Origin of the sequence: Pseudomonas sp. B21-010, assembly GCF_024749325.1 — a bacterium.
Lineage (GTDB): Bacteria > Pseudomonadota > Gammaproteobacteria > Pseudomonadales > Pseudomonadaceae > Aquipseudomonas > Aquipseudomonas kilonensis.
Genome location: NZ_CP087198.1, coordinates 601,431 through 621,361, shown reverse-complemented (window position 1 = coordinate 621,361; position 19,931 = coordinate 601,431). Strand labels below are relative to the sequence as shown.

Here is a 19,931-nt window from a genome sequence, read left to right as displayed (position 1 = left end):
CCGGCACATTCAAGATCACCGGCCCAGGCACGCCGCTATCGTCGGAACGCCGCCCGGAGCAAGCTCGCCCCCACAGTTGATCGAAGCCGCTATCCCAGCCAGGGATCCGAACTCAGGCGATATTCTGGGCAGGGGCGTCCAGTCCCATGGCATGAAGACGCGAGTAGTAGCCATTCTGCGCCAGGAGCTCGCCATGGGTACCCCGTTCGACGATACGGCCCTGGTCCATTACCAGGATCATGTCGGCTTTTTCGATGGTTGACAGACGATGCGCGATGACCAGGGTCGTACGGCCTTTCATGACCTGGTCCAGCGCGGCCTGGATATGCCGTTCGGACTCGGTGTCCAGCGCCGAAGTGGCCTCGTCGAGGATCAGCAGCGGCGCGTTCTTCAACAACGCCCTTGCAATGGCCAGGCGCTGGCGCTGGCCGCCGGACAGCAGCACGCCGTTTTCACCCACCTCGGTGTCCAGGCCATTGGGCAACTGCTCAATGAAGTCCATGGCATAGGCATCCCGGGCCGCCTTTTCAATATCCGCCCGTGGCGCACCGGCCAGGTCGCCGTAGGCGATATTGTTGGCCACCGTGTCATTGAACAGCGTGACATGCTGGGTCACCTGGGCGACATGACGACGCAGGTTGCGCAGGCGGTAGTCTTCGATTTCCACGTCGTCGAGCAGGATCTGGCCGAGCTCATGGTGATAGAAGCGCGGAATAAGGCTCGCCAGGGTCGACTTGCCGCTGCCCGAACGGCCCACCAGTGCAATCATCTGCCCGGGTGCCGCGGTGAAGCTGATGTCCTTGAGCACCTCGCGATCAGCGCCGGGGTAGGTAAAGCTCAGGTTGCGCACATCGAGACGACCGCTGACCCGCTCCTGCTCGACCGTACCCCTGTCGACCTCCGGCTCGACATCCAGTTGCTCGAAGATGCTCTCGGCACCGGCCACGCCTTTCTGGATGGTGGAGCTGACTTCCGAGAGCTGCCGAATCGGCTTGGGCAGCAAACCCGCGGCCGTGATGTAGGCCACCAGGTCACCCGCCGTCGCGTCGCCACGCAGGAACAGCACCAGGAACATCAGGGCCGCCATGGCGGTGTAGATCACCAGTTGCAGCATTGGCGTATAGACCGCGCCGGTGCGAGTCATGCGCAATTGCTTGTCGGTATTGCCCTGGCTGGCGTTGGTAAAGCGCTGCTCTTCGTAGGCCTCGCCGCCGAAGCTGCGCACCACGCGGTAACCCTGGATGGTCTCGGAAGCAACGTGGGTCACGTCGCCCATGGCCACCTGGATCTTTTTGCTCTGCTTGCGGAATTTCTTGCTGGTGCTGCTGACCATGACCGCGATCAGCGGCAGGATCGCCAACATCACCAGGGTCAGCTTCCAGTTCATCCATACAAGGTAGGCAAAGAGGAAGACCACGGAGAGACCTTCGCGGATCACCACCTTGATGGCATCGGTCGCGGCACCGGTGACCATGGTCACGTTGAAGGTGATCCGGGAGATCAGGTGCCCGGAATTGTGGGTGTCGAAATAGCGATTGGGCAGCACCAGCAATTTCTTGAACAACTCGACCCGCAGGTCGTGCACCAGCCCCAGGGAAACCTTGGCCAGGTAATAGTTGCCCAGGAACGACCCCAGGCCCTGCCAGGCCGCGATCAGGACGATCAGCAGCGGCACTGCCATCAGCAGTTTCAAGTCCTTGAGATACGGCACGTTGGGAAAGAGCACCGCATCGGGGTTGCTCAAGCCGTCGACGAAATATTTGAGAATCCCGGCCAACATGGGCTGGGTCGAAGCAAATATCACGAAACCCACGATACTCAGCAGGAAAATGCCCGCGTAGGGTTTGACGTATCCCAGCAACCGAAAATAGATCTTCAGGCTGGAATCCTGTTCCGCTTTGGGCGGTGCGTCACTCATCGTCGGGCTCACTGGTTAGGAAGAACGCGGAATTTTATCACAGCCACCGGAATTGGCCCGCGCCCAGGTCAAAACGCCGGCCAGGCCAATCGGCAACCAGGTAATGAACCATTCGGCGCGGGGGGTTCCGGTCAGGCTCGCAGCGTCGAACTGCATCGCCAGGAACGAAAACACCCACATACCAAGCACACCCCGCCCCAACAGGCTTTCCCGGGCGCGCCAGGCTTCGCGCAACACGGTGAACCAGACGATGCACCACAACAACAACCCTGGCAGCCCGAGTTGGATGGTGACGTGGCTGAACAGATTGTGGGCATGATCAAACTTGATGCCGTGACTGGTAATCCGGTAGTCGGCCGCCAAGCCAAGACCGCCCCACGGGCGCTCGGCAATCATGTGCAGGCTCGACATGAAAATCTCGGGGCGATAGGAAGCACCGCGCGCCATGACCAATGGCTCGAGCAGCCAGAAGGTCAGCATCGCCAGCACCAGGGCCGTAGCGGCGATAATCCGGGCACGCTGGTCCCGACAGTAAATTGGCATGGCCAGTACGCTAAGCAGCAAGGCCAGTGCAGCGCCGCGGCTCTGGCTCGCGACCACGAAGACGGCCAACACGCCCAGGGCTACCGCCCAAAGCACTTGCAGCCCGATATGACGTGGCACCCAGTGCAGCAACCAGATAGCCGCCAATCCGATCACGTAGCCGCCGAGGATCGGATGGGACAATTCCCCCAGCCCTTCCAGGCGAGCATCCCAGCGATGGTTCGTGTACCCGTAGAAATGGACGATGGCCATCAAGGCCGTCAGCGCGAGCCCCAGGCCACCCCATTGCATGATACGAATCACACGCTCGGGCTGGCCGTTGGCAAAAATCGGAAAAAACACCAGGAACGCCAGGATGTAGAGCAGTCGCTTGGCTTCACGGACAGGCTCTGCCACCTCGGCCCACAACAATGTGACCAACGCCCAGAGCATCAACGCCAGCAATGCCGTGTAGATCACCCTTTGGGCGCGCCACAACTCCACCAGCCGATGGCGGGCGGGCCAGGCGAAGACGATTACCGGCAACCAGACGAATGCAACCAACCCTTGCTGATAGATTTTGTTGGTCGGTGCCAGGGCTATCGCCAGCAAAAACCATAACAAGCCAAAGGCCATCCAGCCCTGCGCCCAACGTGTCGCCTGCATCTATCGCTCCTAAACGGTCTACCAACCAAGCCGGCATGGTGAAAACAAAAACTTTTGGGCATCATGGCCCGCCACGGCACCGGTTCTTTCAACAAGGTTTCCCTACGATGCAATCCTCACGGCTTCCCCAAGCCGCTTTGAATCAATTGATTGAAGGCGCCAGCATTCTGGAGGCCGACAGCTACGGCCCAAAAGTCTATCTGCTACAGGATGGCAATATCCTCAAGCTGTTTCGCCGCAAGCGTTTTTTTTCTTCGGCCCTTCTAAGGCCCTATTCAACGCGATTCATCAATAATGCAGCCCGCCTGCAGAAGCTCGGTGTACCGACCCTCGAAGTGCTGGCCTTCTACAAATTGCAAAAACCCGGCATGACCGCGGTACTGTATCGGCCTCTCCCGGGAAAAACCCTGCGTCAATTATCGAATCAGGAAAATTTCAGCTGGCAGCATACCCTTCCTGCGCTGGTCGAGTTGATCCGCAGCCTGCACGCCAGCGGTATTTATTTCCGCTCGCTGCACCTGGGCAACATCGTCGTCACGCCGGAAAACAAACTGGGACTGATTGATGTGGCAGACATGCGCTTCCTGCGCTCGCCGCTGCCACGCTACCTGGCGCGCCGAAACTTGCAACATTTCGCTCGTTATATTGCCCGGGAGAACCTGAACGGGAGCTTTCCAATGCAGGCATTGGAAAGTGCCCTATTGGCTGCCTGAGATCAACTGCCGGGCGGTCTGGCTGAAACTCGACCAGGCCTCGTCAGGTGCCAGCGCCTGATACTGGACCGCCGCGACCGCGCTGGCCGGAGTCTGTGCCGCCCGCCTGATCGCCTCGCTCCAGCCCTCTTCGTCATTGAGCGGCGCGTACCAGCCGGTGTCGCCCAACTGCTCACGAAAGACCGCAAGTTCGCTGGCAAGCACCGGGACACCAGCCAGGACAGCCTCCTGGAGGATCAGCCCAAGGCCCTCGTCCAAGGACGGGATCAGCACCCAATCAAACGCCCTGTAGAGCGTCGCGACATCTTCCAGATGCCCTGTCAGCAAGACCTTGTCGACCAGATCCGGCTGGGCGATTCGCGCTTGCAGCGTCTCGCGCCGAGGCCCTTCACCGACAATCACCAGGCGCCAATCGGGATGGTTGGCCGCCGCCCGGCCAAACGCCTCCAGCAGACTGGCGAACCCCTTGTTGTCCACCAGCCGTCCTACGGCGCCAAATACCCGCCCCCCTGCGCCAGGCAACCCCAGCCGGGCACGCGCCTCTTCGCGAGACAGCAGTGCAGACTGGAAGGCCGCCGGATCGAACGCGCTACGCAGCGCAGTCACCTGGATGCCCAACTCGTCCTGGAGCGACATCGCGAGGGTTTCGGAGACCGCGGCCAGGGTCAGGCGTGAGGCAGGGAAGCCACGCAACAGTTCACGGCCCGCGGGATTGAGCCGTGTCGCACCATGGAAAATCACCACCACGCGGATTTGCGGCAGATCCTTGAGGACCGGCAACAAGGTACGCGCCACACCAACGCCATCAAGCAACACCACACGAGCATCGCTGTCGAGAAATTCCTGGCGGAAACGGCTGTGCATCAAGGGCTTGAGCAGGCGCCAGACATGTCGTCCCTTGAGCTGGGCCGAGGTCATATTCCACTCAAGCGCCGCCCCGACATCCACCCGACAGGCAGCCGCCGCCCCCTGCAAGAGCCACGTCTTGACAGGCATCGCAGGCTCCATCCGCGAGAGGATCTGATTATGGACCTTGTGTACCGAAGCGAACGGCGAACCGCCCGCCCACATGACATTGATAACGCTCATCGAGCAGCAAACCTTTTATCGCGGACCAGGATCCGTGCTTGGCGGGATTAATAGCTGATAAGCCAGCCGATGCAGACTCCGAGCAAGAAAACCAAGGACAACTTGACGTGCTCGCGGCGCTTGCGGCGCTCCTTGCGCCGGCGCTCCACGGGCACTTCCACATGAACCCCGAATCCGGTGTGCAAAATAGCATCTCCTTCGAGCGTAACCGCCGTCAAGTTCAGCTGGGCATAGCGCATAGACAGAGCCTTTTCGCCACCGAAACTGGCAAAGGGTGCGCAGAGGCCATACTCCTTCAACCGTCGCAGGCCTGGGTTGAGCGAGAAGCTTTGCCATTCGGGCTTGTCTGAAATCAATGGATAACAGGGCACGCCACCAACGACTTCACGTTCGCCCAAGTGAATGTAGGGGCTATGTACGCACAAGTCGTAGACATAGTTGCGCAACCACACTTGGAGAATATCCGGCCGCAGCTCCAGGATCGTGCGCGAATCCTCGACGAAGGCCGGGCGATAGAACTCCCAGTCATCCTCGCAGTGAAAGACATAAGGCGTCTTGACATGCTCGTACGCCAGATCGATCGAGGCCAGTTGCCCCAGCTTCGGCCGATTGACGAAGACCCTCGTGCGGTCCTTCCAGTGAGCGGGGATGGCGGCATGTACACCTTCGTCACCGGCATCTTCGGTAATGAAGACTTCACGAATCGGCGCGGTATTGAAGCGGTCGAAGCTCTCCAGGGTCCGCTTGAGCAGATCGCACCGGCCGCAACTGGTTACCACAAGGGTAATATCACTCTCGTCGGAAAACTGCACTGCAATACCATCTAGTCAAACGCCACCCCTGAATCGGATGACTGAACGGTTCGTGTCAAACGCCCAGCCTCAGGCGCAATGTCTCCAGCAAACTCAGCGGAGCCCGAGGCCGCAAGGGCGGCTCCAGTGCTTCAACAATCTTCTGCCCGATGCGCGCGAAACTGAACTGCTCCAGCGCCAGCTCCTGGCCGTTGCGCGCCACACTGCGCGCCAGCTCGGGGTCGGCGCGCAACCGGGAAAGCTTTTCCTGGAGCTGCGCAATGTCACGGTACAACACCACGTTGTGCATGTCCTGCAACCCCAACGCACGCGCCTCGTCGACGCCCTGATCGAACGCCAGCAGCACACAACCGCAGGCCATGGCCTCGAAATTCTTGATCATGAATTCGCCCATGCCCACGTCGGCACTGACGAAAAAGCGGATACGGTTGAGGGTCTCGCAATACTCTTCGCCGGACTTGGTCCGGGTCACGACCAGCGGCTCAACGCGTCCCAGCTCATCCAGCAGCGCCTTGCGACCGCTGTAGGCAACACTGTTGGTGCTACCAACGAAGGCCAACTCGATGTCCCGCTCACGGCCCTGATCCTGCAATAACGACTGATCGTAGCCCTTGGGCACGAAAACCGCATCGAAACCTTCGCCACGCAGACGTTCGGTCACCATGAAGCCGGAACTGATCACCCGCACCCACGGCAGGCGACGGTAATGCGCACTGAACTTGCCGGTGTATTTGCACGGAATGTAATTCTGGTAGGCATCGTGCTCGAGGATCACCAGGTTGGGGATCGTGCGGATGAAGCCGGCCTGGCGGATCTCCTGCTTGAAGCGCAGGAAAAATACGATCCGGTCATAACGCGAGACGTCCACATGGCGGCGGAAATATCCCCGCAGGTTGCGTTGTTCCTTGCTGTCGAGCCAGCGCAAGTCGCACTCGCAATGAGCGGCCACGCCTTCGTAGAGCCGGTCCAGAATGGCCCGCTGTTCTTTCTGCACCAGAAATAGAACTTTCATCGTCTTCCTTGCGGCACCGAACGACTTGATAAATAACCGGGGGCCTTTTTGCGCCGCAGCGCAAAGACGCCCCGCCTTGGGCCTTTACAGCCGCCAGAACAATTCATGGCGACGTACAGCCTTGCGAAAAAATTCGTTCTCGCCATACGCCGAGCCGGCGCGCCCGGCCAGCAGGCGCTGGAGGCCACGGCGCAGGCGACGCTTGAACGGCGCGCGCGGTTGCAGATCGTGCATCATGCCCAGCGCCATGGCCTTGTCACGCTGTCCAGGCACTGCCAGCGGCAGGCTGACAGGATGCATTGGCAGGGCCGGATCGAAATACGGCGGCAACGCAATGCCCGTGCCCGTATTCCCCATGGGCCAACGGTCGTTGTCGTGCAAATGATTGGCGTAGCCCAACAGCGTGCTCGGCTGCCACTCCAGGCCTTCGAGGGCTTGCAGGACAGCATGATGGGCGCAGAGATGGTCCGGGTGCGGATCAAGGGTCGGATGCGGCAACACAATGACCTCGGGACGCGCCTTGAGCAGCAGTTCACGCAGGTCCGCCAACAGGTTGTTCCAGGTCGGCGCGCCGTCGGCATCGCCAGGCAGCAGGAACGGGTTCAACTGACGGAACAGCCGGGTATCGCTCAGGTCAGCCTCGCGAGAACCTTGGGGCTGGCTCGGCGCCGCTTGCATGGCCGCCAGTTGCAGGCAGAAGTAACCCAACTGCACACAATGCGCTTCAGGCACCCCGGCCCAACGCGGTACGGCGATGCTGTCCCAGGCGCGCAAACGGCCCTTGAGCCGCGCCGCTTCAACGCGATCCAAGCCCATCTGTCGATAATGTTCGGCTTCGATTTCACCGGCGGTCAGCGTGACGATCCAGGCTTCGTCAGCCTGGCTGTACAAGCCGTAGGCGGCCAGCTCCGCATCGTCGGCATGGGGAGCGATGACCATCACCCGCTGGTGCTGCACTTGCGGCGGCGTGAAGGACCATAGCGTCGGCTCGCCCAGCAAACGGCAATGGCGCCCGCGCAGGCGCAGCTCGCCTCGGGACAATGCCGGGCCCTGCTCGCTGAGATTGAGATAGCGCAGGCCGTTGACCCCGCGCTCGAAAGTTTGCAGGTCCCGTTCGCCGCCCAACAATTCGACAACCGGGTCGATGAAGCGCCCCAGCCAGGTGCTCTTGACCCGCAACGCGAGAATCAGCGTCGCGCCATCGTCCAGAATCACGCCTTCGTCCAGCCGCAGCCGCCCGGCATTGAGGTGCACCTTGGGTTGCTGGGTGAACGGCGGGAAGCTGTACTGGTAATCATCCCTGGGCGAATAGAACAGATGATCGGCGAACCACGCCTCATGGGCGATCCAACCCAGCACCGCCAGCACCAGGGGCAACCACCAGGCCACCGCCACCCCCAGCAAGACCAGCGCGATGAGGGCGAGCAGCAGTCCCACGCGCTTGTTGCGACGGTGGCGCTTGAGCAACTGTTGCTTGCGACTGATCGGTGGGTTCATACGGTAAACACCGGCACGGGGTTGCACCAACGGTCCTTGTATTCCCGGTCCGCTCGGCCGAACGAAAAACGCAACGGCTTGCCGGCGGCACGGGCATGTTCCCAGGCGCTTTGGGTGTTGAGAAAGCTCAACACGCTGCCGGGGCTGAATTCGCGAGTCTGTGGGTCGACACCACCGTTGATGTACTCGACGCTGATCCATTCGGGCGCTTCGACGCGATACACCAATTGGATGGCAATCGGCGCATCGTTGAGGAAGATCACCGAACCGATCAGCCATTCGCGCAGCAACTCGATCACCTCGCCCATGCGCTCGGCACCGGTGGCCGCAAAGCCCCAGCGCCGCAGGAACAGGTCGCAGTAGATCGAGGCCAGCTCGGCGCTGGAAAACTCGCCGACCGGCCGTACCACCCCGCCCGCCTCTTCCAGCAAGCGCAGCTCACGGCGCTGGTTGTAGCGAAACTTCTTGGACAGTTCTTCCGGCGTGCGAGCCATGGCCAGTTGCTCCTGCTGCAACTTCAAGCCACTGAAGCGCCCCTCGTTGAGGGCCGACAGGTAACGCCCGCGATGACGCAACGGCGCTTGTGCATCGGGCGCCGCCGGCAGGATCAGTTCGGCATTGCCCAGGTCGAACAAGCCCTTCTTGCCGCTGCGCTTGAGCACGTCCTTGGACAACGCCAGGTCGCGGCCCCAAGTGGGTATGGCCGCCTTGAGTTCACCGTTCTGCTCGAACGCCAGATAACGCACGGGAATCCCGGCCAGGGCCGCCAGGCGCTCGACCACCAGGGGATGGGTCGCCACACTGCCGCCAAAACGCTGCCAGGCCTGGGCATAAATCGACGCGTCTACGGCTGTCCAGCCGCGCTCACGCCAGCCTTGGAATCGATTGAACATTCAGGCCCTCGGCGCCAGTTCGGTGACTTGGGGCAAACGCCAGAATGCCTCGCGTACGGCGCGATCCGAGAAGCGCTCGCGCAAGCGGTCGAGCATCAGCTCGGCGCATTGGCGACGCTGCAGATCGTCCATGGCCGCCAGGTGTTGCAGCCCCTGGGCCATGTGCTCGGCGTCGCCCAGCGGAAACAGGATGCCCACACCTTCGACCACTTCCTTGGCCCCCCCGCAGGCCGTGGCCAGCAACGGTACACCGGCGGCCATGGCTTCGAGCAGCACCATGCCGAACGGCTCATGGTCGGAACTCAGGGCAAACACATCGAACGCGCGGAAATAACGGCGCGCCTCGGGCACCTGGCCGAGCAACAGCACGCGATCGGCGATGCCCAATTCCAGCGCCAATGCCCGGAGGTCCTGCTCCAGGCGGCCCTTGCCAAGAATCGCCAGCTGACTGTTGGCCGGCAAATACTTCAGCGCCGCAGCAAAGCCGCGCAGCAGCGTGGCCTGGTCCTTGTCCGGGTGCAGGCGACCGACATTGCCGACAATCCAGGCCTGCGCATCCAGCCCCAGGGTCTGTCGTGCCTCCTCGCGGGAGACCAGGCTGGCCTGCGTGGCATCGAGGTCGATGCGGTTGTAGAGCGTCTGGATCCGCGTGGCCGGCCACTTCGGCAGGCAGCGGCGCATGTCGTCACGCACCGCATCGGAAACCCCGAGCAGGCTCAGGCGTTTACGAAAAACCTGGGCGAACAGCCGGCGGGTACGCCGTTGGTAGTCACCGAAGGCATGATGCACGCCGATCACCGGCAAGCGGGTACCGAGCAGGGCGATGTAGATCGGCTTGAAGCGATGGGCAATGCAGAAACTGAAATTGCGTGAGGCGGCAATCTTGCGCAGATCGCCAATGGCGCCCAGCTTCAGGCCACGAATGGCACTGGAGCTGTACTCCATGAACAGCACCTCGTCCGAGGCACAAGCGGCGGCGACTTGTGCATCCGCCGCCCCGGTGAGAAACACCGTGGTCACGCGATAGCCAGTGCCCGTGAACAGGCTGGCGTACTGACGGGCGCAGTCCAGGAACGGCCCGTCATAACCGTGGCAGAACTGCAGCACATGTCGCTCAGCCGAGCGTGTCATAAGCGTCCACGCCGTCTTTGACCACCAGGATATCTTCCATGATCAGGTACTGCAGGTCGGAACCGAAGAACATGTTCAGCGCGTCGGTCGGCGAGCAGATCATCGGTTCGCCACGACGGTTGAGCGAGGTATTCAGCGACACGCCATTGCCGGTCAGGACTTCCAGGGCCTTCATCATGTCGTAGTAGCGCGGATTGTATTCGCGCTTGAGTACCTGGGCCCGGGACGTGCCGTCTTCATGGACGACTTCCGGCACGCGGGTTTTCCATTCTTCGGCCACTTCGAAGGTGAAGGTCATGAATGGCGCCGGGTGGTCGACCTTGATCATCTGCGGCGCTACGGTGTCGAGCATCGACGGGCAGAAAGGCCTCCAGCGCTCGCGGAACTTGATCTGTTCGTTGATGCGATCGGCCACGCCGCTGGCGCTTGGGCAACCGATGATCGAACGACCGCCCAAGGCACGCGGACCAAACTCCATGCGCCCCTGGAACCAGGCCACCGGGTTGCCGTCGACCATGATCTTGGCGATGCGCTCGGGGGTGTTGTCGATCTTGCGCCACGCAGGCTTGCTCGGATGACGGGCGCACGCGGCGATCACATCTTCGTTGCTGTAGGCCGGGCCGAGGTAGACGTGTTCCATCTTCTCTACTGGCACGCCACGAGCGTGGGACACATAAGCCGCCGCACCCACGGCAGTACCGGCGTCGCCGGAAGCCGGTTGCACGAACAGCTCCTTGACGTCGTCACGGGCGATGATTTTCTGGTTCAGCTTGACGTTCAACGCGCAGCCACCAGCGAAGGCCAGCTTGCCGGTTTCCTTGAGCACGTCGCCCAGGTAGTGGTCGATCATTTGCAGCGCGAGCTTCTCGAACAGCGCTTGCATGCTCGCCGCGTAGTGAATGTACGGCTCGTCGGCGATGTCGCCTTCACGTTTCGGGCCGAGCCATTCGATCAGCTTCGGCGAGAAGTAGAAGCCCTTGCCCTTCTCTTTATAGCGACGCAGGCCGATCACGTTGGCGTAGTCGGTGTTGATCACCAGCTCGCCGTTTTCAAAAGAAGCCAGGCGCGAGAAATCGTACTTGGTGGCATCGCCGTAGGGCGCCATGCCCATGACCTTGAACTCACCGTCGAGCATTTCAAAGCCCAGGAACTCGGTGATCGCGCCGTACAGGCCGCCCAGGGAGTCCGGGTCGAAGAATTCCTTGATCTTGTGGATCTTGCCGTTTTCGCCGTAGCCAAAGAAGGTAGTGGCGTATTCGCCCTTGCCGTCGATGCCCAGGATTGCGGTTTTCTCCTGGAAGCCCGAGCAGTGGTAAGCGCTTGAGGCGTGGGCCAGGTGATGCTCGACCGGCTCGATCTTGATCTTTTTCGGATCGAAGCCCAGTTGTTCCAGGCACCAGACGATCTTGCGGCGATAGCGTTTGTAGCGACGGTTGCCCATCAGGATCGCGTCGAGGGCCCGGTCCGGGGCGTACCAGTAGCGCTTGGCGTAGTGCCAGCGCGCCTCGCCGAACAGGCTGATCGGGGCGAAGGGGATCGCCACTACATCGACGTCGGAAGGCTTGATGCCGGCCTGCTCCAGGCAGAACTTCGCCGACTCGTAGGGCATGCGGTTCTTTGCATGTTTATCGCGTACGAAGCGCTCTTCCTCGGCCGCCGCGATCAGCTTGCCGTCAATGTACAGCGCAGCGGAAGGATCATGGCTAAGGGCGCCGGACAGGCCAAGAATCGTCAATGCCACAGGGTCTAGCCTCTTATGTCTGCATACGGGCGACAAGCGCCTCGAAAAATTGATGTGCCACGCGCCCAGGGCACGGGGCAGCTAAAGGGCGGGATTATAGCTTAAAAGCGGCCTTAAGCCTCTAGCGGTGAGTGGCGGGCTTGTGGGTTTTGCCGCTCGGGCGTTCATTGACAGTCCATGGCCACCAACATAGGCTTCGCGCAAATGGACTGGGAGATCCCGGTCGGCGTCTAAGCCTCGGTGAGTTTCATCGGGGCTTTTCGCTTTCTGGAGCGCAAATACCCCCCAAACCTTCCTCCCCGCAGTGCGGTCAGCATCCCTGTGGCTGAACCGCTGCTATCGCGAGCAAGCTCGCTCCCACATGGTTTTGCGGATGCTCACAATGTTTGCAGACGATACAAAAACCTGTGGGAGCGAGCTTGCTCGCGATAGCAGCGGTGCGTTTCACGTCCGGTCTAAAGGGTGTACACGGTCCGTGGCGAGGGAGCTTGCTCCCTCGCCACGGTGACCGGTTACAAGACAGATGGCGCGCTATCGACGCCCTTGGGCACCCGCAGATCAATCACCCGATACAACGCACTGTCCTGCGGCCAATTGCGCATGAACCGCGCGCGATCCCGGGCGTAGGCCGGGGCGAAGCTGGCGTGGGTGCGGTGTTGGCACATGGAGTCGAGGTCGATCAGCGCCCAGCGGTCGTGCTGCCAGAACAGGTTGTGGCCCTTGAAGTCGCCATGGCTGATGCGCTCGCGGATGAGGTCGGCGAACAAACGATCCAGCGCCAGCAATTCCGTCTCGGGGGCTTCACCGCTCTCCACGTAAGGGCCGAAGCGCTCGATGATGTCCGGCCCCGCCAGGTGTTCGGTGACCAGGTAAGCGCCGCGGCGCAGCCACAGGAAACGCTTTTCCAGCAGCGCCAGGGGCTTGGGCGTGGCGATGCCGAGAAAGGCCAGGCGATGGCCTTCGCGCCAGGAATGCCAGGCGCGACTCGGACGCCAGAAGCGCTTGAGCCAATGGGCGAAGTTCTTGATGTTGTAGCGCTTGATCACCAAGGTACGACCATTCACCTCGACTTTGCCGACACTGGCCGCGCCGCCGGTCTTGTACAGGTGGCCCTGGTCGAGCAATGCATCGGCCTGCTCCAGCACCGGTGTCATGGCCGCTTCTTCATCGCGGCGGATCGCCCGCAGGCCAAACGCCCCGCGTTGCACGCTGAACAGGCTGCACTCGCGCCCGACTTTCGCGAGGAAATCCTTCAGGCGCCAGGCTTGCACCTTGTCGATCTGTTTTTGCAACGCTTCCATGGGCAGCGCGTGTTCGGCGTTGCCCAGCAGGTAATGCACCAACAGCTCTTCATTGAACGGCTGGAGGGCTTTGGGAAGCTGGGCGAAAAACACTCCCAGGTTCTCCAGGACTTTCTGCCGCGACAACGGTTGGCCTGGAGTTTCAGCGCGGATGCCGGCGCCGTCGATCAAGTAGAGCTTGCCGTCGTGACGCAGCAGATTGTCCAGGTGCAGGTCTTCCTGCCACAGGCCTTTGCCGTGCAATTGCGCGATAGCGCCCAGGGCTTCGGCCAGCACCGCCGCCTGTTCGTCGGCCAGCAATGGCAGGTGTTCGACCTGTTTCCAGGCATCCCCCAGGCTCTCGGCGCCTTCGAGCAATTCGAACAACAGCCAACCACCTTCCCCCTCTTTCAGGCCATCGGCCAGCAACAACGGCGTGGTCAACCCCTGCTCCGCCAGCAGGCGCACGCCTTGCAGTTCCCGCTGGAAATGCCGGGCGGCCTTGCTGCCCACCAATAATTTGGCCAATACCGGCCGGCCACGCCAGACGCCCGCGCCGACGTAACGTTGCCCCGGCAACACCCGCAACAGCGAAAGCAGTTGCAACGTAGCCGGGCCGGCGGCATCGGCCAGTTCCAGGCTCAGGGGCAGGCTGGGGCTGCGGCCGGCATTTTTCAATTCGGACAGATGCATCAACGGGCTTCCTTGTGGCTGCGCCGAGCGTCCAGACGGATCATCCAGCGGTCGACCAGTCCACTGTCGAGCGGCTGGTCCAGATAACTGGACAGTAACTGGCGCACATCGGCCTCACTCCAGACAGAGGCGCGACGCAGCAAAGGCTCCAGGTCCTTGACCCGATCACGCAGGCCGAACAATAGCGGCCGGGTCTTTTCCAGGTCGATCAATTGCGCCTGATAGCCGTCGGCGCTGGCTTGCAGGAAGATGTGTTTTGGATAGAAGCAACCGTGCACCTGATGCATGCCGTGCAGGCGCCGCGCCAGCAAACCACAGGCATTGAGGATGGTGGTGCGCTGCGCCGCCGTCAGGCTCGACCAGCGCTGCACCAGTGAATCCAGGTCATCCCAGCCGTCCAGGGCACGAGTCAGCAGGATCGCCCGCACCTCACCGTTCACCTTGCGCTGACCATAGAACACCGCTTGCAGGGCCGGAATGCCCAGCTGGCGATAACGGCTGATGTTGCGAAACTCCCGGGAGAAACTTGGCTCGCCAAACGGGTGGGACAAGGTCCGGGTCAGGTAATTGCTCTGGCGCTTGAGGTAATAACCCTGCCCCTCCAGGTCCAGCCGGAACACACTGCTCCAGCCGTCACCCGCGGTATTGGGTTCGTCCACCGCATCCAGTTGCCGTACCCACAAGGCCTCGAAGCTGTCCAGGCCATGACGTTGCAACAACGCCCGGTCTTCAGCGGCCAGAAAATCAGTCATTCACGCCCCTCGAAAAATCTCACCACGTGACGGATGCGTTTCTTGTCGCACGCATCGAGCCGGTCGCGCTGGCGGTATTGCAGGTAAAACCGCAAGCGCTGCGTGGCCGACAAGTGATACTTGGCCACTTTGTCCAGGCATGCCAAATCCTTGGTGATACGGTACTTGAGCCAGAAACCGCGCCAGAAGTCGCCGTTCGGGCAGTCGATCAGGAACAGTTTCGCCTGGTCATCGACCAGCAGGTTGCGCCATTTCAGATCATTATGGGTGAAGCGCTGCTCGTGCATGGTCCGTGTGTAACCGGCCAGTTGCCGGCTCACGCCTTCGACCCAGGCGCGGTCGGCCAGCCTCGGATCGCGACGCTCGGCCAGAGCCGAGAGGTCTTCGGTTTGCGGCAGTTCGCGGGTGATCATCGCGCCACGGGCATAGGTCGCACCGCTTCGTTCCAAGCCCCAGCCCACGACTTCGGCGGTGGGAATGCCCCATTTGGCGAAGCGCTTGAGGTTCTGCCATTCGGACTTGACCCGCGGCTTGCCCAGGTAACGCCGCAAGCCTTTGCCGGCTCCGACGTAGCGCTTGACGTAGTAATTCACGCCGTTGCGCTGCACCCGGATCACCTCTGACAACGGATCACGGGTCAAACGCTCCCCTTGCAACGCGAACACTGCCTCGAGGCTGCCGAAATCCTGCGCCAGATCGGCGTAGGCCGGTTCCAGTTTCCAGCCTGACATCAGAGCGCGTCCCCGTATCGCTGCTTGCGGGCATACAGCTTGTTGGCCTTGCCTTCGAGCCAGGCCAGCAACGACGCTTCTTCGACGAGGATCCGGCGCAGTGGCTGCTGGAAATAGCCCTTGAGGAAACGCAGTTTGTCGCGCCGGGTCAGGCCGATGTCCAGCGCCGAGAAATACAGCGCCGCCAGGTCCTTGTTGCGCCAGCGAGTGGTGATGGCTGGGCGGGTCTGGGCACGGTGCAGGTCGATCACCGAAAGTTTGAAGTCGGCAGGCGTCACCGGCTTGTCGGTGTGCAGCAGGAAGTGGCAGATGTAGCAGTCGCGATGGTTGACCCCGGCGCGGTGCATCATGCCGGTCATGCGCGCCACTTCGGCGATCAGGGCACGCTTGAGTGCCGGTTGCGACGGCTGCTTGACCCAGTCGATGCTGAAGTCTTCGAGGCTGACGGTCGGCGCCAGCTCTTGGGTGACGATGAACGAGTGCTGGTCTGCCGGGTTGCTACCCTTCTCGCCGTACGCGACAGCGGTCATGGTCGGCACGCCGACTTCCTGCAAACGCTGGATCGCTTTCCATTCCTGCCCTGCGCCGAGTACCGGCAACTTGGCGGTGAACAGGTTCTTGAAGATCTCGCCCCAACCGATGCCGCGGTGGATCTTCACGAAAAAACCACGACCGTCCACCTCCGTGCGCAAGGTGCGCCGGGCTTCAAGTTCGCGATAGACCTCGCCCTTGAGCGCCTCGACTTCGGCGAACGCATCGCGCCCGGCCCAAAGGCTCTTGAACGGTTCGGCCAGCATCAACTTCATTGTGCGTGCTCCGCCAAAATCACATCGGCCGCGTGCTGCGGCATGCTGTAGAGGTCGGCCGTCTCGGCGAAGGCCAGACCGTTGTGGCTCCAGGCCGCCCGGGCATCGGCATCGTTCAACATGCGACCCAGGTACTCGGTGAGCTGTGCTTGCTCGAACGGCTCGTCCAACACCAGGCCACTGTCGGCCTCGGCGATGTAATGGGCGTACCCACACACCGCGCTGACCAGCACCGGCAACCCGGCCACCAGCGCCTCGAGCAGAACGGTGCCGGTGTTCTCGTTGTACGCCGGATGGATCAACAGGTCGGCACCCAGCAGGAAACGCGGGATGTCACTGCGCCCCTTGAGGAACCGCACATTGTCACCGAGCCCCAGTGCGGCGCTCTGCAGTTGGAATACCTTGGGGTCGTCCTGGCCGATTACAAACAGCCGGGTGCGTTTTTTCAATTCGGCGGGCAGCGCGGCCAGGGCCTTGAGGCTGCGATCCACGCCCTTGGTCTTGAACCCGGAACCGATCTGCACCAGCAGCAGGTCGTCATCGGCCAGTTCGAATTCGGCCCGGAACGCCGCGCGGATCTCGTCGGCGTCGGCGGGCCGACGGCGGTCCTGGGCGATGCCCGGCGGCAGCAGGTGAAAGCGCTCAAGCGGCGTGTCGTAGTGCTTGATGAACAGTGGCTGCTGGACTTCGGAAATCATCAGCACGTCGGTCTTGGCGTCCTTGGCGAACACGGCCCGCTCGTACTCGGCGAAATGCCGGTAGCGGCCCCAGCGCCGGTACAGCGAATTGCGCAGGTTCTGCGCCTTGTCTTCGAAGCAGCCGTCGGCGGCGTAGTACACGTCCAGGCCGGGCATTTTGTTGAAGCCGATCAAACGGTCCACCGGGCGCTTGGCCAGGTCGGCCTCCATCCAGGCACTGAGCTTCTCGTTGCGGCGATGGTTGAACAGCGCCTTGACCGGCGCTACCAGCACTTCGAAGCCGGGCGGCACGTCACCCTCCCAGATCAGCGTGTAGACGCGGATCTGGTGACCGCGTCGCTGGCACTCCAGGGCGATGCGCATGAAGTCACGCTGCAGGCCACCGAAGGGGAAGTACTTATAAAGGACAAAAGCCAATTGCATCAGCGCGGCTCCTCAGCCAATAACGTGCTCAGGTGGCTGGCAACACGCTCGGGGTTCAGACGCGTGAAGCACAGGGGCTGCTCGCGTTTCAGATCAAACCGCCGGGCATCTTCGGCGGTCGGCGGGTAAGTGCAGTGTTTCTGCATGCACGGCGCGCAAGGGAAATCACTGGCGAGGTGAATCTGGCCCTTGCCGTAGGCGCCGGTCAGCACCGGATTGGTCGGGCCGAGCAGCGAAATGGTCGGTACGTCCAGGGCCGCGGCCAGATGACCGAGACCGGTGTCCACGGCCACACAGGCCTGGGCACCGGCAAGCACCTTGCCCATCCCGCCGAGGTTCAGCTTCGGCAGCACCAAGGCGTTGCGCAGCCCGCTGGCGATGCGTTCGGCCCGGGCCTTCTCGGCCGGGTTGCCCCACGGCAATTTGACCACTACGCCGAACTGCCCCATGCGCTCGGTGAGCTGGCGCCAGTAGAGTTCGGGCCAGTGCTTGGACTCCCAGGTCGTGCCGTGCAGGAACACCACATAGGGATAGGGGCGTGGCAATTCCACCAATCGGTCGATGTCGAGACCATAGCTGCCCTGGGTCTGCGGCAAGTCATAACCCAGCGCCAGGGCAAATAGCTGTCGTACGCGCTCGACCGCATGCTGACCGCGAGCCACCGCCAGGCGCCGGGAATAAAAGCGCGCCGCCAGGGGCTCTCGCGCCGAATTTTTATCCAGGCCGGCCACCGGGGCCTTGACGTAGCGGGTCAGCCAGGCGCTTTTCAGCAGGCCTTGGGCGTCGATGACCAGGTCGTACTTTTCGGCGCGCACGCTCTGCTTGAAGCGTCGCCATTCGCCACTCTTGATGGTTTGCCAGAGGTTCTTGCGCCAGCGACGGATCGCTACCGGAATGACTTTGCCCACGGCCGGGTGCCAGGTGGGGATTTCGGCGAAGCCTTCTTCCACCACCCAATCGAACTTGACGCCAGGAATCGCCCGCGCCGCGTCGGTCAGCGCCGGCAGGGTGTGGACCACATCCCCCAGCGAAGAGGTCTTGATCAGCAATACCCGCAAGTTACCGAACCTCCACGGGTGTGCCCTGCAGACGCTCCAGGGCCTCGTTCACCGACGACGGCATGAGCTGGCGCAGGCAATTGTAATGACCGAAGCGACAGGTGCGGTCGAAGCACGGACTGCATTCGATACCCAGGCGCACGACTTCGACCTTGTCGGCCAGCGGTGGCGTAAAGCCCGGCGAGGTGGAACCGTAGACCGCCACCAATGGGCGGTTCAGGGCCGCAGCCACGTGCATCAGGCCGGAGTCGTTGGAGACCACCGAATCGGCGCAGGACAGCAGGTCGATGGCCTCGGCCAGAGAGGTGTCGCCACTGAGGTTCACCGACTCTTCCCGAAGCCCCGGGATCAACCGCGAGCGGATGTCTTCACCCACCGGATGATCTTTTTTCGAGCCGAACAGCCAGACCTGCCAGCCTTCGCGAATCTTCGCCTCGGCAACCTGGGCGTAATGCTCGGCCGGCCAGCGCTTGGACTCACCGAACTCGGCCCCCGGACACAGGGCCAATACCGGACGGTCCAGGCTCAGGCCGAACTTGGCCAGCGCCGCTTCGCGGGTGACCGGGTCGATCTGCAGGCTCGGTCGTGGATACGGCTTGGGCAACTCGGTCCCAGGCTCGTAGGCCAGGGCCATGAAGCGCTCGATCATCAGCGGATAACGCTCTTTGTCCAGCGTGCGCACGTCGTTGAGCAGGCCGTAGCGAAACTCGCCACGCCAGCCGGTGCGCTTGGGGATGCCGGCGAAGAACGGCACCAGTGCCGATTTCAACGAATTGGGCAACAGGATCGCCTGGTCGTACTGACCGGCCAGGGATTTGCCAATGCGCCGACGGGTCGCCAACTCCAGCACGCCGTGGCCGAGCGGGAAGCTCAAGGCCTTGCGTACCTCTGGCATGCGCTCAAGGATCGGCCGGCTCCACTCTGGGGCCAGGACGTCGATTTCGCACTGCGGATGACGCTGCTTCAGACACTGGAACAGTGTCTGCGCCATCACCATGTCACCGACCCAGCTGGGCCCAACGATCAGAATATTCATGTGCTTTCCAAAAACGATACGGGGAGGCCTACGCCTCCCCGCCTCGAGAATCACTGTGGCTTAGGTCGTTGCCTGTTGCCCTAATCTACAACACACCACCCATCTCCTGTGGGAGCGGGCTTGCTCGCGAAGAGGTCGGCACATCCAACATCAATGTTGCCTGACACTCCGCCATCGCGAGCAAGCTCGCTCCCACAGGGGTTCTGCATAGGTTTCAAGTACCGTGCAACACCACAAATTCACTGTGGGAGCGAGCTTGCTCGCGAAGAGGTCGGCACATCCAACATCAATGTTGCCTGACACTCCGCCATCGCGAGCAAGCTCGCTCCCACAAGGGTCCTGCATAGGTTTCAACTACCGTGCAGCACCGCCAATCCACTGTGGGAGCGAGCTTGCTCGCGATGAGGCCGGCACATCCAACATCAATGTCGCCTGACACTCCGCTATCGCGAGCAAGCTC

Annotated in this window: 17 protein-coding genes; 1 reads left to right on the top strand and 16 read right to left on the bottom strand. The window is 62.0% G+C overall.

Annotated elements, in window-relative coordinates; translation table 11 throughout:
* Window positions 1–112 precede the first annotated feature (112 nt).
* Window positions 113–1,918, bottom strand: a complete 1,806-nt coding sequence (gene msbA, locus LOY50_RS02690) for a lipid A export permease/ATP-binding protein MsbA (protein WP_253471210.1) — start codon at window positions 1,916–1,918, stop codon at window positions 113–115.
* Between the two features lie 15 nt (window positions 1,919–1,933).
* Window positions 1,934–3,106 carry an O-antigen ligase gene (locus LOY50_RS02685; RefSeq protein WP_253471208.1) on the bottom strand — a complete coding sequence of 391 codons (1,173 nt, stop codon included), beginning with the start codon at window positions 3,104–3,106 and terminating at the stop codon, window positions 1,934–1,936.
* Between the two features lie 107 nt (window positions 3,107–3,213).
* On the opposite strand from LOY50_RS02685, the gene LOY50_RS02680 reads away from it, so the two are divergent.
* Window positions 3,214–3,819 (top strand): toluene tolerance protein, encoded by a 606-nt coding sequence (locus LOY50_RS02680; protein WP_253471206.1) that lies wholly within the window; start codon window positions 3,214–3,216, stop codon window positions 3,817–3,819.
* On the opposite strand, the gene LOY50_RS02675 is transcribed toward LOY50_RS02680, so the two are convergent.
* The 14 genes from LOY50_RS02675 to waaF all read right to left on the bottom strand — a co-directional run bounded on the left by LOY50_RS02675 (window position 3,805) and on the right by waaF (window position 19,471).
* The gene (locus tag LOY50_RS02675; RefSeq protein WP_253471204.1) at window positions 3,805–4,908 is read right to left on the bottom strand and encodes a glycosyltransferase; all 1,104 of its coding nucleotides are present in this window, start codon (window positions 4,906–4,908) and stop codon (window positions 3,805–3,807) included. The genes LOY50_RS02680 and LOY50_RS02675 overlap by 15 nt on opposite strands.
* A gap of 47 nt (window positions 4,909–4,955) precedes the next feature.
* Window positions 4,956–5,720 carry a glycosyltransferase family 2 protein gene (locus LOY50_RS02670; protein WP_253471202.1) on the bottom strand — a complete coding sequence of 255 codons (765 nt, stop codon included), beginning with the start codon at window positions 5,718–5,720 and terminating at the stop codon, window positions 4,956–4,958.
* A gap of 55 nt (window positions 5,721–5,775) precedes the next feature.
* Window positions 5,776–6,732, bottom strand: coding sequence for a glycosyltransferase (locus tag LOY50_RS02665; RefSeq protein WP_214511487.1), 957 nt, complete (start codon window positions 6,730–6,732; stop codon window positions 5,776–5,778).
* Between the two features lie 84 nt (window positions 6,733–6,816).
* Complete coding sequence (locus tag LOY50_RS02660) at window positions 6,817–8,217, bottom strand: PIG-L deacetylase family protein (protein WP_258691201.1); 1,401 nt, start codon at window positions 8,215–8,217, stop codon at window positions 6,817–6,819.
* A gap of 8 nt (window positions 8,218–8,225) precedes the next feature.
* The gene (locus tag LOY50_RS02655) at window positions 8,226–9,122 is read right to left on the bottom strand and encodes an antimicrobial resistance protein Mig-14 (RefSeq protein WP_214511488.1); all 897 of its coding nucleotides are present in this window, start codon (window positions 9,120–9,122) and stop codon (window positions 8,226–8,228) included.
* A complete protein-coding gene (locus tag LOY50_RS02650) occupies window positions 9,123–10,253 on the bottom strand; it encodes a glycosyltransferase (protein WP_258690254.1) in 1,131 nt (376 codons plus the stop codon).
* Window positions 10,237–11,994 carry a carbamoyltransferase gene (locus LOY50_RS02645; protein ID WP_003197115.1) on the bottom strand — a complete coding sequence of 586 codons (1,758 nt, stop codon included), beginning with the start codon at window positions 11,992–11,994 and terminating at the stop codon, window positions 10,237–10,239. The genes LOY50_RS02650 and LOY50_RS02645 overlap by 17 nt, the downstream gene beginning before the upstream one ends.
* A 512-nt stretch (window positions 11,995–12,506) precedes the next feature.
* Window positions 12,507–13,967, bottom strand: coding sequence for a lipopolysaccharide kinase InaA family protein (locus LOY50_RS02640; protein WP_258690253.1), 1,461 nt, complete (start codon window positions 13,965–13,967; stop codon window positions 12,507–12,509).
* Window positions 13,967–14,719, bottom strand: coding sequence for a lipopolysaccharide kinase InaA family protein (locus LOY50_RS02635; protein WP_258690252.1), 753 nt, complete (start codon window positions 14,717–14,719; stop codon window positions 13,967–13,969). The genes LOY50_RS02640 and LOY50_RS02635 overlap by 1 nt, the downstream gene beginning before the upstream one ends.
* The gene (locus LOY50_RS02630; protein WP_214511492.1) at window positions 14,716–15,450 is read right to left on the bottom strand and encodes a lipopolysaccharide kinase InaA family protein; all 735 of its coding nucleotides are present in this window, start codon (window positions 15,448–15,450) and stop codon (window positions 14,716–14,718) included. Before LOY50_RS02630 ends, LOY50_RS02635 begins: the two co-directional genes overlap by 4 nt.
* Window positions 15,450–16,256, bottom strand: a complete 807-nt coding sequence (rfaP, locus tag LOY50_RS02625) for a lipopolysaccharide core heptose(I) kinase RfaP (protein ID WP_258690251.1) — start codon at window positions 16,254–16,256, stop codon at window positions 15,450–15,452. The genes LOY50_RS02630 and rfaP overlap by 1 nt, the downstream gene beginning before the upstream one ends.
* Complete coding sequence (locus LOY50_RS02620; RefSeq protein ID WP_253471193.1) at window positions 16,253–17,377, bottom strand: glycosyltransferase family 4 protein; 1,125 nt, start codon at window positions 17,375–17,377, stop codon at window positions 16,253–16,255. Before LOY50_RS02620 ends, rfaP begins: the two co-directional genes overlap by 4 nt.
* A complete protein-coding gene (gene waaC, locus LOY50_RS02615) occupies window positions 17,377–18,435 on the bottom strand; it encodes a lipopolysaccharide heptosyltransferase I (RefSeq protein WP_258690250.1) in 1,059 nt (352 codons plus the stop codon). Before waaC ends, LOY50_RS02620 begins: the two co-directional genes overlap by 1 nt.
* Window position 18,436: 1 nt before the next feature.
* Window positions 18,437–19,471 carry a lipopolysaccharide heptosyltransferase II gene (gene waaF, locus LOY50_RS02610; protein ID WP_003197099.1) on the bottom strand — a complete coding sequence of 345 codons (1,035 nt, stop codon included), beginning with the start codon at window positions 19,469–19,471 and terminating at the stop codon, window positions 18,437–18,439.
* Window positions 19,472–19,931 lie beyond the last annotated feature (460 nt).